Here is a 12,372-nt window from a genome sequence, read left to right on the forward strand (position 1 = left end):
TCACAATTAGCCCAATTACTTTATTTCAGCTTATTTAAAAATTTCAATCTTCAATTTAAGCTGTTCCATGTGTTTTGCAAATTAATAAGAGAGTCACTTTGATAGCAGCATTAAATTAAAAATTACCGATTAAAAGAGTAGGAATATTAGCATAAACTTTGTTATCAATCCATTGCTTCAATTGGAAAATTGATTCTTGAGCTAGTTTTTCAGAAGTGACTAGCTTCTTTGCTATTTCCTCTTTTTCTTTGTAAATAAAAACATCAAAAGTGGCAAGATGATAAAGCCAAAGACCATCATCAAAATCGCATACCAGTTAATACCAACAACTTGGCCATTTTTAATAATGCCAAATTGTGCTTGCCAATTATATTTAACTAGTAAGAAAATAACGACAATAATTGATAATATTGGGATTACGATATCAGTCCAAACATTTTTTGGTGCTGGTAAAACCTGCTCTTTATTTTTACCAAAATAGAAGCAAATGACTGCTAGTGGCACAATAATAAAGCCTAAGAACCTAACCATTGCACTTAATGTAATTAGGTTAACCATATTATATTGGAATGCCAGCGGTACCAAAATCGCTAACGCTTCAGAAATAAAGAATGTCCTAATTGGAAAATTGTTTTTCGTTCTCTTAGTTAATGATGACGGCAACTGCTTTTCACGTGCCATTGCCTCTAAAATTCGCGGCGCATTGAAGCTGGAAGCAACATTGATGCCAAGCATCGATACCAAGGCACCAACTAAAATCACGTCTCGTAAGATCTCATTGTCAAAAATTGCACTAATTGCCACAACCTGTTTAGTTGTCATCAAAGCTTTCGGATTGAGAACAAGTCCAACTGCAACAACCCCTATATAAATTGCAGCAATAACAAAAATTGCTAATGGTATTGCTCTTGGTAGATTTTTTTCGGGCTCTTGCATATCATCCGAACCTGAAGGTACAGATTCAAAGCCTGTAAAAGCATAAAAAGCTGACACAATAGCCATCACAAAACCTGTAGTTGTTAATGTCGGAACAATCTTATGGCCATTCTGCGTAATTTGATCAACCATCGCCAAATTATGTGAGGCTCCTGTTGTAAGTAATAGTACAACTCCAGCAACAATGATTAAAACCAAAGCGAATAACTTACCTGCAGTAGCAATATTCATTACAAACTTAACAAATTTTTGTCCAAACAAGTTAATAATTGTTATTAGCAGCATCAAAACTAGAAACCCGATTGTAACGTTCATAACGCTATCAGGATTGCCGCCAAAAATCGAAATGGTTGACTTAATTACACCGACAGCCATTACGCCCCAAGCCACGCTGGCAGAAAAGTAACGCAAGATGCCGACATAGAAGCCAACGTTATCACCAAAGGCCGCCTTGGAATACGCATACGAAGCGCCTGATTTTGTCACATATTTAGCCGCTGCTGAAAAAGAAATCGCCAGAATTGCGGCAAAAATTGCTGCAATTAAATAAACAACTAGAGATTTACTACCCGCTTGGCTAACTACACTTCCCGGTGTTAAGAAAATACCTGAGCCAATAATAGAATTGATTGCTAAAAGAACAATTGACCAGAAGCCTAGTTTGTCATTTGCTCGTTCTGTATCCTTACTTGTATTCACGATAGTTAGCCTTTCTTACTTAGCATTTTCAACAACAAATTTAAATAGATTATTCATATAAGGCGTGTTGGGATTTTTATGCAGCATCTCAGGGTGCCACTGAACTGCCAAAATATTGCCCTGCTCGTTTTCTAAGCCCTCTGGGACACCATCAGTTGCAGTCGCAACTTCGCGCAAATCCGGTGCAACATCTTTAATCAACTGATGATGGAATGAATTAACTAAGAACTCAGTTTTACCTATTGTCCGTGCAAGTAAACTACCTTCTTTAAGCTTAACGCCATGCGTTGGTAAATCAGGTGTATGGCCTTGATTATGCTTTAAAGTTTTTTCTTTGCGATAACCTGCATCTTGATATAAGTTACCACCGTGAGCAACGTTAATTAGTTGAGCCCCACGGCAAACCCCAAGAATTGGGAGACCTTTTTCTTCCGCAATTTTTAACAATAGCATGTCAAAATGGTCACGTGCTGGCCAAATTTCACCTATATTTGGTTGCAGTTCTTCACCATATAAATGTGGATCAATATCATGTCCACCAGATAAAATAAGTCCTTGAACATGTTCTATTTGGCCTATAACAACCTCATCATTTGCAGTAAAGGGGATAATGTAAGGAATCCCACCATTTTGAACGACAGAATCAACATAGTCCTCATTAACGTAACTACGTCTATATCCATAAAATGGCCCTTCTGCATCTCTTATTTCTGAACCAGCAATGCCGATAATTGGTTTACTCATCTTTTTCCCCCAATCAAAAATTAACCTACTTTTAATATATTATACATGCACGAGACTGAACTATGTTGTGATTTGATTGATATATTACTTTAATAGTTTGTAACGATTTCTTTGGGATATTATTCCCTAGGAAATAATGTAGTTTTATTTAAAACAAAAACCACTGGTCTAATCGACTAGTGGTTTGTAAAAATAACTGAATTGCAATATGCTACGTAAAGCTTGCTATAATTTAATCAACTTTTTCAAAGACCTCACAGATCATTGGTGCCTGAGGATAAAACTTCTGTCCACTTTCTGCAAATTCCGCTTCAAAAAATTGATCATGAACTTCACGCCAATACTGATAGCTACGATCTCCTTCACCTTCATGATATGCATGCTCTGCAGATATCTGATTGTATGGAATAACTTCAACTACCTTGTCCTGAATCACGCAAACGGGATTACCATTCCAATCAAGGATAATATTCCAGTCACCAACACTTGGCATCTCATTTTCTGGGAAAAATGCTGCAGTTGTTGCAGTCTTAATACCTCTTTTTACTAAGTCTGCTAATTCATTCGCTTCTTCCTTACTTGCTCCAAATGACCACGCATCTACTTTAGTATCCTCTCCCAAGTTATGCTTCTTACAAAAGGTACGCCAAAATTGTTCTACTTTTTTCTCCATTATCATACTCTCTTTTTAGCTAAATAAATTGACAAAAGCTAAACGCTTTTAGTCATAATAATAAATTTGTAACTATCACCGTTGGTATGAACGTTTTCCGAACCAGTTTCTTGGTAACCAGCTTTTTGATAAACCTTAATTGCACGCTTATTAAATTCCGCAACGGACAAAATATAAGTTTTAAAAGCAAAGTTTTGCTTCACATAGTCCTCAATAACCTTTATAAACTCTTTCCCTAAACCATGACCTGTTAGAGATGGCGCCAAACCAAGTCCTATCTCAGCTTTCATTGAATCTTGATCATCTGGCTCTAAACAAAAGAATGCAACTAATTTATTGTCACCGTCTAAAACCTGATAATAGTGATCGCTTCTTAATTCTTGAGACATTATTTCGTCATAATCTTCTTGATCATTTTCCATATCATAAAAAGAATATTCACCCTCGTAATGCCAATCATTGGCAATTATTTCTGCATTAGCCTGCGATAATTGGCCAATTTTTTTAAAAATATTGTTTGTCATTTGAGTTTTCCTTATTAACTTATTACATTATATTATTACCAAATATACCCAAAGGTAATTCAAAAAGCAAACCACACAAAAACGTTTCTACATAAGCACTAAGCTATGTAGAAACGTTTTTTAGCTATATTTTTAATTAATTGGTTGTCCACCGGTTACGCCGTAAACTTGACCTGTAACATAACTAGCCAAATTAGAAGCTAGGAAAATGTAAACATGGGCTACTTCATCGGGTTGACCTGCACGCTTCAATGGTTCTTCCTGACCAAAAGTTGAAAGCGCATCTGTTGGTTGACCGCCACATGTTTGCAACGGTGTCCAAACTGGACCGGGAGCTACACTATTAACGCGAATTCCTTTTGGCGCTAACTCTTGCGCCAAGTTAATTGAAAAGTTAGCAATCGCAGCCTTTGTAGAGGCATAGTCAAGCAAAATAGGTGTTGGACTAAAGCCCTGTACAGAGGTAGAAGTTAAGATTACACTGCCCGGTTTCATATGAGGCACTGCAGCTTTAGCCATTTCAAACATTGAAATAATATTAACTTCAAAAGTGTCATGGACTTGATCCATCGTCAATTCATCCAAGCTTGAGACATGCTGTTGAATTGCGGAATTCATCACCAATAGCTCTAAGCTACCGAATTCATCGACAGCTTTTTGAACTACTTGCTCTGCTTCACCTCGCTTACGGAAGTCAGCTGGTAAAAGAACTGCCTTTTGGCCCGCTTTTTCAATTAGTTCTGCCACTTCCTTGGCATCTGCTTCTTCTTCAGGCAAATACTGGATTGCGACATCGGCTCCTTCTTTAGCAAAGCCAATTGCAACAGCACGACCAATTCCCGAGTCACCACCAGTGACAATGGCATGGCGTCCTTCAAGTAAGCCATGTCCTTCGTAATCAGCCATATCACCAGCAGGTACTGGATCCATTTTGCTTTGTACACCTGGATATTCCTGTGATTGTTTAGAAAAATCACCAGTGTGATAACGTTTTAGCGGATCAGATAAACTATTGTCCATTGTAAAGATCTCCCTTCTTTAGAATCCACCTTCAATTTACAGCGATTCATTTTTTAAAACAAAACATATGCTTATAAAGTATAAACAAATCATATTCTTTGCTACGGAGATTGGTTTGGTTTTACAATGATGGTGTAAAGTACTGTAATCAAGGAGGCTGAGCTTAATGATTAAAGCTTACAAAAAATTCTGGAGTAACATTTTCAACTTTTCTGGCGTTGCTAGTCGAGGCGAATATTGGATTCCAGTTATTATTAACTATATTTTAGGGTTTATTTTGATGGCACTGGTACAACAGATTTTGGGGCACTCCATTGAAGACATCTATACTTGGGGTGACTGGAGTGCCAAAACTGGTTCTCTAATCATTTCATTTATTGTCTGGCTAGCCACACTTTCACTACGCTTCAGACGCTTACACGACTCTAACCACTCTGGTTGGTGGATTTTGATTAATATCCTTCCTTTCATCGGCCAGCTATGGTTTATCATCTTAATGCTTCTACCTTCAAAAGCTAATAACTATGAATAATTAGCATCTCATTTTGCGATGGCGAGATAAAAAGTGCAGAACTGCTTTTAATGCATGAATTCAACCCTCTAGATTGGAGCAAAAATCCATCTAGAGGGTTTTACTATGGTTAAATTCAGTACTACAAAAGCGCACTTAGTTTTATAAAGTTAATTGGGCCATAGAACTAGAAGAAAAATGCAAATCTTTCAAGCAAGACTATGTATGTCAAAATAAAGAGGTATTATGTTGCTTTCGGTTTAATTTTTATTTATTCAAGTACTTTTCGGCGGTAAACCATACAACTAAAAGGTATTAAAGAAACTTGTTAAGAACCACACTATTTAAGGTCAAAAAGCCGTCAATCATTAAAAACTGCGTTCCTGATGGTTTCTAAGGGTGGTAAATATAAAGTGCTATACAAATTGCGTGAATGATATTTATAACAAAAATCTACCTAATAAGGATTTGCAACCTATTTTCGAACTAAGGGCAATGGCTAGTAAAAATAAGCAAAACAATTAAAACGTTTTTTAAAGTACGGTAATATATCAGAAACACCTATACTTCTTATTGGTAAGTATCCGGGTGACTTATTAACAAATTAAAAGAAAAGTGAGTAAAAATGTTTACTCACTTTTTTGTTTGACAATTTAACCATAAAAATAACCACTACATTTAGAAGTTACTTCATTAGTGTATTACTGCACTTTTTCTTTACCTGCTAGTATATCCTTCAACCATTTTTCACGCTCATCTTGGCAAACATTCATACTATGCTTTTTGCTGGCTTCACTATAAAAATTTAGTTTTCGATCAATTACTTCCATAGATTTTTCTAAAGTCGTCATTTCTTCTTGCACTTTTTGCTTTTGCTTTAAGAACATTTCTTTTCGTTGATCAATCGTATCAATGCCCTTTTCAGCCAAATGCAGATAATCTTTAATGTCTTTAAGTGGCATCCCTGTTTTTCTCAAGTAAATAATAGTGCAGAGTGTCATAAGGTCGTCAGGTTCAAATTCTCTAACACCATTTTCATCACGCTTAACAAACTTTAATAAACCTATTTTTTCATAATAGCGCAAAGTATATGTACTAATTCCCAGTAGATCACTAACATCCTTTATCCGATATTTTTTCATTATATTATTTCCTTTCAGTTAAAGCGGTTCAATAATTTAAGTTGTACTAATACTAACACTTTCAGTCAAAAAGTAATTTTCAAAAAAGATTTGACTTAGAGCTACTCGAACCCACTATACTTACAGCTGACACCAAAAGAGGTGTGTCTTTTGCAAGTGCACATATGCAGAAAACTATGTAAGTTACATTTAATTCTTAACTTATATGTCAAGGATAATATTAGAATTGCCGATCCAGATACTCAAGGAGCAGATCGACCAGTTTATTAAGGAGATATTATATGAAAGCAGGAACATTTATTGAACCTAGAAAAATAGTGCTAGGAGATTACCCTATGCCTAAGCTAGAATCAGAAAATGATGCAATATTAAAAATTATTCGTTCATCCGTATGTGGTTCTGACCTATGGTGGTTCCGTGGAATAACACAGATTGATGCGAATTCGCTCACTGGGCATGAGGCACTTGGTATTGTTGAAAAAACTGGTAAAAACGTTAATAACATTCACCCTGGTGACTTTGTCATTGTCCCATTTACACATGGCTGTGGCAAATGTGCTGCTTGCCTAGCTGGGTTTGATGGCAATTGTCTTAACAAAGGCAATTTTAAAAATGGCGGTTATCAAGCGGAATACCTAAACTTTCATAATGCAGATTGGGCATTAGTCAAAATCCCCGGTAAGCCAACTGATTATAGTGATGATCAACTAAATGACTTTTTAGCTTTAGCGGATGTGATGGCAACTGGATATCACGCAGCTGCTAGTGCTGAAGTGACACCAGGCGATACTGTCGTAGTTTTAGGAGATGGCGCAGTTGGTTTATGTGGGATCATTGCTGCTAAATTGCGTGGTGCAAAGAGGATTATTGCAATGAGCCGCCATCGTGACCGCCAAAAGTTAGCAATTGAATTTGGAGCAACTGATATTGTCCCTGAGCGTGGGAGAGAAGCTGTCCAACGAGTAATGTCACTCACTAATCACAACGGTGTAGATGCAATCTTAGAATGCGTTGGAACAAATCAATCAATTCAAACGGCTTTAGCAATCGGCCGCCCAGGCGCAATTGTTGGTCGTGTCGGTGTACCACATAATTCCGATGTTGATACTTCCGCAATGTTCTGGAAAAACATTGGTATTCGCGGGGGTACAGCTTCGGTTACCACCTATGACCGTGAAATATTGCTAGATGCTGTCTTAAATGGAAAAATTCATCCAGGTAGAGTCTTTACCAAAAGCTTTAAGCTTGATCAAATTCAAGAGGCTTATGAGGCAATGGACCGCCGTGAAGCAATCAAGTCCCTATTATTAGTTGACGATATAAACTCAAACTAACTTGAACTTTTGGCTATAAGCACTTTTACCAAAGCATATAAATCCATTCCACTTTCTTCCCTTGCTATAATTAGAAAAAGGAAGCGATTTTATGCATCTAAAAACTCAACTAGTAAACTGGCCACAAAATTTATTGCATACAAAGCCAACACAGCAATTGTTTAAACTATTTGATCAATCGACTGATCAAATTTCACAGTTTTGGCATGCTTTGCGTTCTACTAGGTATTCATGGAACCTTTCTGGCCTTGAGCAGGTTCAAAGCTTTTTACAATTCTGTGCTAAACATAATGAAAAAATTGCAATCCAGCTAAAGAAGCTTGCTCAAGTATCTAGTAAAAGATTAATTCCAATATTTAAAGATCCAACTTTTTTAAAGCTACTTACTAGTAAAATGCAGCTTTCACCTCAAACAACTCAAAAAATTCATACTTTATTAGATAGATTTGCTGGCAATAGCAGTAAGATTGAACCAACCAAATTATTGATAATTGTTTTGTTTATTGCGTTAGGCGCTAAGGTGCCACTGGTTTTGGAAGATTCCGTCAACTTTAAGAACATAGCGTTAGCAGTAACTACTATGTTAGATTACGTTACAACTGCCATTCAGCTTGCTCAAGCATTTTCACACAAAAAGTCTAAAAACTAATACTAGATTATTCAGTCTTATTAGCAATTCGACATTTAACAGTAATTCTGTGTTTCACATGAAACAGCATATTTTTCAAAAGCTTTTAGTCACACTAAAAGACTTGTTGTACTCCCGAGAATATATTAAGACCTACCAAAAAGACGACTACAGCCAACGCTATAGTCGCTTTTTTATGCTTTGTTAGAATATTTTGCTATTCCCTCTTTAAGTCGCCCTAAACCATCTTTAACCGTTGCTAAAGGATAAGCGAGATTCATGCGTAGAAAATCATTACCATTGCCGCGATAAATACTTCCTGGCGATAAAACTAGTCCTGTTTCTTTATCTAAGTATTCTGCTAGCTTTTGCGAATTCGAAGTAATTTTACGCACATCAAGCCAAATTAAATATGTTGCATTACCTGATACCACCTTAATTTCTGGAATATTCTCACTAATAAATTTCTCAGTATAAGCAAAATTAGTGTTTAATTGCTTCAGTAATGCTTGTAACCAATCATGACCATGCTCATATGCAGCAATTGTCCCTGGAATAGCTAGTAAATTAGGCTCTGCAAGTTCTTCACTGTTCAGACCACGATTAACAGTCTCACGTAAGTTGTCATTTGGCACCACTACAGTTGCCGCATGTAAAGCTGCAACATTAAAGGTCTTACTTGGTGAGACTAGCGAAATAACACCCTCACGTGAAGCACCCTCAACCGAAAAAGCAGGTGTATACCCTGGTCCCTTGCGTACCAAGTCACCATGAATTTCATCAGATAGGAGCACTACGTGATGTTTAAAACATAAGTCTGCAACCTTCTGAACTTCTTTTTGGCTCCATACTTTACCAACTGGATTATGAGGATTACAAAAAATCATTAAAGTGGTAAGTGGTAAAGCTAATTTTTGTTCAAGGTCTTCCCAGTTAATTTCATAGTTTTCATCATCAAATTCCAAGTCACTGGACAAAACATGTCGCCCATTATTTTCAATTGAATTGTAAAAAATATTATAAACGGGTGCTTGAACTAGAACGTTATCACCGATATGTGAAACTCGCCGAACAATCGATGAAATTGCTGGCACTACACCAGTAGTGAAAATCATCCATTCTTGTTGTGGACGATGTCCATGCTCTTCTGCATACCAATTGGCCACTGCATTAAAATAATCATCTTTAGGCCATTCATAACCGAATACACCTAGTTCAATTTTCTTCTTCATTGCATCAATGATTTCTGGTGCTGTTTTAAAATCCATGTCAGCAATTGACATTGGTAGTTCATTTGATGCAACGTCCCACTTAACAGAGTCTGTTTTTCTTCTATCTGGCACATTAACAAAATCGTAATTAGCTTTCATTATTAATCCTTTGGTTCCTGATTCCGATCTGACTGATTTGTGTTCAATTCAATCTTATCACAATCTATCTTTGTATCAGCGGGATCTATTTTTGACTTATCCATAATTAATTCGCCGATTACAGGAGTAGAAATTTTTCCAGAAATTGGGTTTTTAACACTATCAATTTTCGAAGTCACTTCAGCATCTATATTTGAAACATATTCAAAAGCTAAATCTGTATGCTGTAGCTGAGTATCTCTTAACTTTAAATTGTTAATATAATTAAGGCCCTGACTGCTAATGATTTTGCAGTTAATAAACTCAATATTCTCACTGTTCCATGCTAAGTACTCTCCATCAATAGTTGAATCATAAACTTTTACATTTTTACAGTTCCAAAAAGCGTCTTTAGCAACAAAAGTTGAATTATGTACTTCAATGTTTTCTGCCCCATCAAAAGCGTAATTGCCAATTATACTGACATGATCTAAGTAAATGTTTTTGCTGTCTTTGCCAAAATAATCGCCGCTAATTTGACTATTAGTAATTTTAAGGCCATCACAGGACCACATAGTCTCTTCCGCATTAGCAAAATGAACATTGTCCAACGTAATTTTTTGTGCACGTCTAAATAATTTAGGAGCTTGTAAAGAAGAGTTCTTAATAGAAATGTTTTTTGTGTACCAAATGCCACTGCGAGCCATCGTTTCAAAGACAGAATCTTCCACCTCAACATTTTGATCGTACCAGAGTGGATACTTCCATTTGAAAATTGAATCTTTCACTTTAATGTTGTTTGCTTCTTTGAGTGGAGACTCCCCTTGACCAAAAGTGACTCCGTCTAATTCTGCATCATTAAGTCCAAAAAGGATCCGTTCGCCTTCAAAAAAATGATTTTTAATACTTTTCATTTATTTTCTTTCTCTAAATCAAAATATCTATATCTTTTATACACTCAATTATTTAACAAAAAGTATGAAATTTAAAATACCTATTATTAAGCCTACTTAATTACTATTAGTTATTTTGCTACTACGTGTATATAAAAAGTGGGCCTCAGAGATTATGTCATCTCTAAAGTCCACTTTTTCAATAATTAATCCTCAGTTGTCATTTCTAAGAACTTAGTAAAGCCACCTTTATAATCACGCTTTGTTGCAACTAGTTTTAAAAATTCTTCCTGACTGACGCCTTTAAATTTCAAATATGCTGTTAAGACTTCATAGACATCACCTAATTCTTCAATCAGATTGTCTTCTGTCTTAGCTTCAACAACTTCCTGCGTCTCTTCAATCAACTTATTTTTAAGGGCTGGCTCAATTTCTTCTTTAGGCAGCTCTCGATATGTAGCCTCTGTGGCAAATTCCGGTATCTTATCTCTAACTAATTTTTTCATTTTGCACTCTTTTCAAAATAAATCATTCTTAGTTTCATTAATCTAACCCTATTATATTACTTTTTAAAAAAGTGCTATAAAAATTAGTTATAAAATATTTCCCAGGAAATATTTTTGCCGTACTATCCTATTCATCTTCTGAACTATTTTCCACTTGCTTCAAATGAATAACTAAGTAAAGACGCTCACTATTATTCAACTTGTAGTTCATTTCTTGATAGAAATAGTCTTGGATCTTTTTAAGTGTAGTCCTTAGTTCAGGAAATTGTTTTAAAAAAGATTCCAATATTTTTTTATTGTCTGGGGAGGCGTCTGAAATATATTTATTATCGCTTTGAATTTGCGTGATTAAAAATCGTAAATGAACTGTTAGTCTTTCTAGTGTTGCAGGCTGTTCAGGATACCCCAAGTCAGAAATAATTATTTGTAAAATCTTACTTAAATGTAAGCTCACATAGTCTTCACCCAACTTTTGATTTTCATTAATCGGACTCATTTCATTTTCAACAAAATGAATTGCAATTAATCCTGCCTCACCTGGAGGTAATTTAACGTTAAAAGCTGTATTAATTCTTTTAACACTTTTTTCTGCCTCTGCATATTCTAAAGGATAAACCTCCTTAACACTGACAAGTGAGGACACATCTTGCTTGCTACTTCTTTTAACTGCAAAGTAGATATGATCTGCAAGGCTAATAACTAAAAACTGATTGAAAGTTGTACTAAGATCCTTTTCTGCATGTTTAATAATATTTTTAGACACAGCTAAATATTCTACTGGAACGTTTTCTAACAAATTTGATAAAGAATTGAGCCACTCTGGATCTTTAATATTTTTAATAAAGGTTTGAACATTTTTGCCTTTTGAGATTTCATCTCCCGGCTGCTTTTTAAAGCCTATTCCTTTGCCAAAAAGAATTGCTTGCTCATGCTTTTCATCACTGACCAAAACAACATTATTATTAAAGACTTTTATTACTTTCATGTCCATTTCCTATTCATCGTCTGATTCATTATCACCGTTATAGTTATTCATATAAACCATTTGGCCTTTTGCTTCTTCAATTAATTCGAAAATTTTGTCATCGGTCAACTGATCAGAAGGATCTAAAACAATCGATAAAGCTAATGCGAGATTTACGCCAGTAATAACCTTTACATGATAGTCTTTAATTAGCTGGCTGCATGTTTGATTGACACTACCACCTAACAAATCGGTTAATAAGAAGACTTGATCTAGTTCATCAAACTTTTTAAGTAATCCGACTAGCTGATTAAGTGGAAATTCATTTTCACCATTCTCATATGCACAAATATAATGTAAGTTTTCTATATCACCCGCAAAAAACTTAATTGTTTCAGTCATTCCTTTTGACATTGTTTTGTGCGAAATAATCACTATTTGTTTCATAA

14 protein-coding genes are annotated in these 12,372 nt (G+C 35.5%); 3 read left to right on the forward strand and 11 right to left on the reverse strand.

The window, feature by feature from the left end; translation table 11 throughout:
• Window positions 1–231: 231 nt before the first annotated feature.
• From DKL56_RS07545 to DKL56_RS07565, 5 genes are all read right to left on the reverse strand, one after another.
• Window positions 232–1,635 (reverse strand): APC family permease, encoded by a 1,404-nt coding sequence (locus DKL56_RS07545; RefSeq protein ID WP_109715969.1) that lies wholly within the window; start codon window positions 1,633–1,635, stop codon window positions 232–234.
• Window positions 1,636–1,650: 15 nt separating this feature from the next.
• The gene (locus tag DKL56_RS07550) at window positions 1,651–2,379 is read right to left on the reverse strand and encodes a gamma-glutamyl-gamma-aminobutyrate hydrolase family protein (RefSeq protein ID WP_109715970.1); all 729 of its coding nucleotides are present in this window, start codon (window positions 2,377–2,379) and stop codon (window positions 1,651–1,653) included.
• A gap of 232 nt (window positions 2,380–2,611) precedes the next feature.
• Window positions 2,612–3,052, reverse strand: coding sequence for an ASCH domain-containing protein (locus tag DKL56_RS07555; protein ID WP_109715971.1), 441 nt, complete (start codon window positions 3,050–3,052; stop codon window positions 2,612–2,614).
• 38 nt (window positions 3,053–3,090) lie between these two features.
• The gene (locus tag DKL56_RS07560; RefSeq protein ID WP_109715972.1) at window positions 3,091–3,576 is read right to left on the reverse strand and encodes a GNAT family N-acetyltransferase; all 486 of its coding nucleotides are present in this window, start codon (window positions 3,574–3,576) and stop codon (window positions 3,091–3,093) included.
• Between the two features lie 132 nt (window positions 3,577–3,708).
• Window positions 3,709–4,596, reverse strand: coding sequence for an SDR family oxidoreductase (locus DKL56_RS07565; RefSeq protein WP_046307991.1), 888 nt, complete (start codon window positions 4,594–4,596; stop codon window positions 3,709–3,711).
• A gap of 166 nt (window positions 4,597–4,762) precedes the next feature.
• Here DKL56_RS07565 and DKL56_RS07570 point away from each other — a divergent pair, with 166 nt between their 5' ends.
• On the forward strand, window positions 4,763–5,128 hold the full coding sequence (locus DKL56_RS07570) for a DUF805 domain-containing protein (RefSeq protein WP_046307992.1): 366 nt from the start codon (window positions 4,763–4,765) through the stop codon (window positions 5,126–5,128).
• A 680-nt stretch (window positions 5,129–5,808) separates the two neighbouring features.
• On the opposite strand, the gene DKL56_RS07575 is transcribed toward DKL56_RS07570, so the two are convergent.
• Window positions 5,809–6,249 (reverse strand): MerR family transcriptional regulator, encoded by a 441-nt coding sequence (locus tag DKL56_RS07575; RefSeq protein ID WP_109715973.1) that lies wholly within the window; start codon window positions 6,247–6,249, stop codon window positions 5,809–5,811.
• A gap of 281 nt (window positions 6,250–6,530) precedes the next feature.
• Between DKL56_RS07575 and DKL56_RS07580 the strand changes: the two genes are divergently transcribed.
• Together DKL56_RS07580 and DKL56_RS07585 are read left to right on the forward strand one after the other, a co-directional pair.
• Window positions 6,531–7,583, forward strand: coding sequence for a zinc-dependent alcohol dehydrogenase family protein (locus DKL56_RS07580; protein WP_109715974.1), 1,053 nt, complete (start codon window positions 6,531–6,533; stop codon window positions 7,581–7,583).
• Between the two features lie 91 nt (window positions 7,584–7,674).
• On the forward strand, window positions 7,675–8,232 hold the full coding sequence (locus tag DKL56_RS07585) for a hypothetical protein (RefSeq protein ID WP_109715975.1): 558 nt from the start codon (window positions 7,675–7,677) through the stop codon (window positions 8,230–8,232).
• A gap of 173 nt (window positions 8,233–8,405) precedes the next feature.
• Here DKL56_RS07585 and DKL56_RS07590 read toward each other — a convergent pair whose 3' ends face one another.
• The 5 genes from DKL56_RS07590 to DKL56_RS07610 all read right to left on the reverse strand — a co-directional run bounded on the left by DKL56_RS07590 (window position 8,406) and on the right by DKL56_RS07610 (window position 12,370).
• Window positions 8,406–9,581 (reverse strand): MalY/PatB family protein, encoded by a 1,176-nt coding sequence (locus tag DKL56_RS07590; protein ID WP_109715976.1) that lies wholly within the window; start codon window positions 9,579–9,581, stop codon window positions 8,406–8,408.
• Between the two features lie 2 nt (window positions 9,582–9,583).
• A complete protein-coding gene (locus DKL56_RS07595; protein WP_109715977.1) occupies window positions 9,584–10,474 on the reverse strand; it encodes a DUF3737 family protein in 891 nt (296 codons plus the stop codon).
• Window positions 10,475–10,659: 185 nt separating this feature from the next.
• Complete coding sequence (locus DKL56_RS07600; RefSeq protein WP_074426198.1) at window positions 10,660–10,959, reverse strand: nucleoside triphosphate pyrophosphohydrolase; 300 nt, start codon at window positions 10,957–10,959, stop codon at window positions 10,660–10,662.
• Between the two features lie 127 nt (window positions 10,960–11,086).
• Window positions 11,087–11,944: a PRD domain-containing protein gene (locus tag DKL56_RS07605; RefSeq protein ID WP_074426197.1), complete on the reverse strand. Its 858-nt coding sequence runs from the start codon at window positions 11,942–11,944 to the stop codon at window positions 11,087–11,089.
• A gap of 9 nt (window positions 11,945–11,953) precedes the next feature.
• Window positions 11,954–12,370: a PTS sugar transporter subunit IIA gene (locus tag DKL56_RS07610; RefSeq protein ID WP_074426196.1), complete on the reverse strand. Its 417-nt coding sequence runs from the start codon at window positions 12,368–12,370 to the stop codon at window positions 11,954–11,956.
• Between the last annotated feature and the right edge of the window lie 2 nt (window positions 12,371–12,372).

The sequence above is a fragment of the Lactobacillus apis genome, from assembly GCF_003150935.1.
Lineage (GTDB): Bacteria > Bacillota > Bacilli > Lactobacillales > Lactobacillaceae > Lactobacillus > Lactobacillus apis.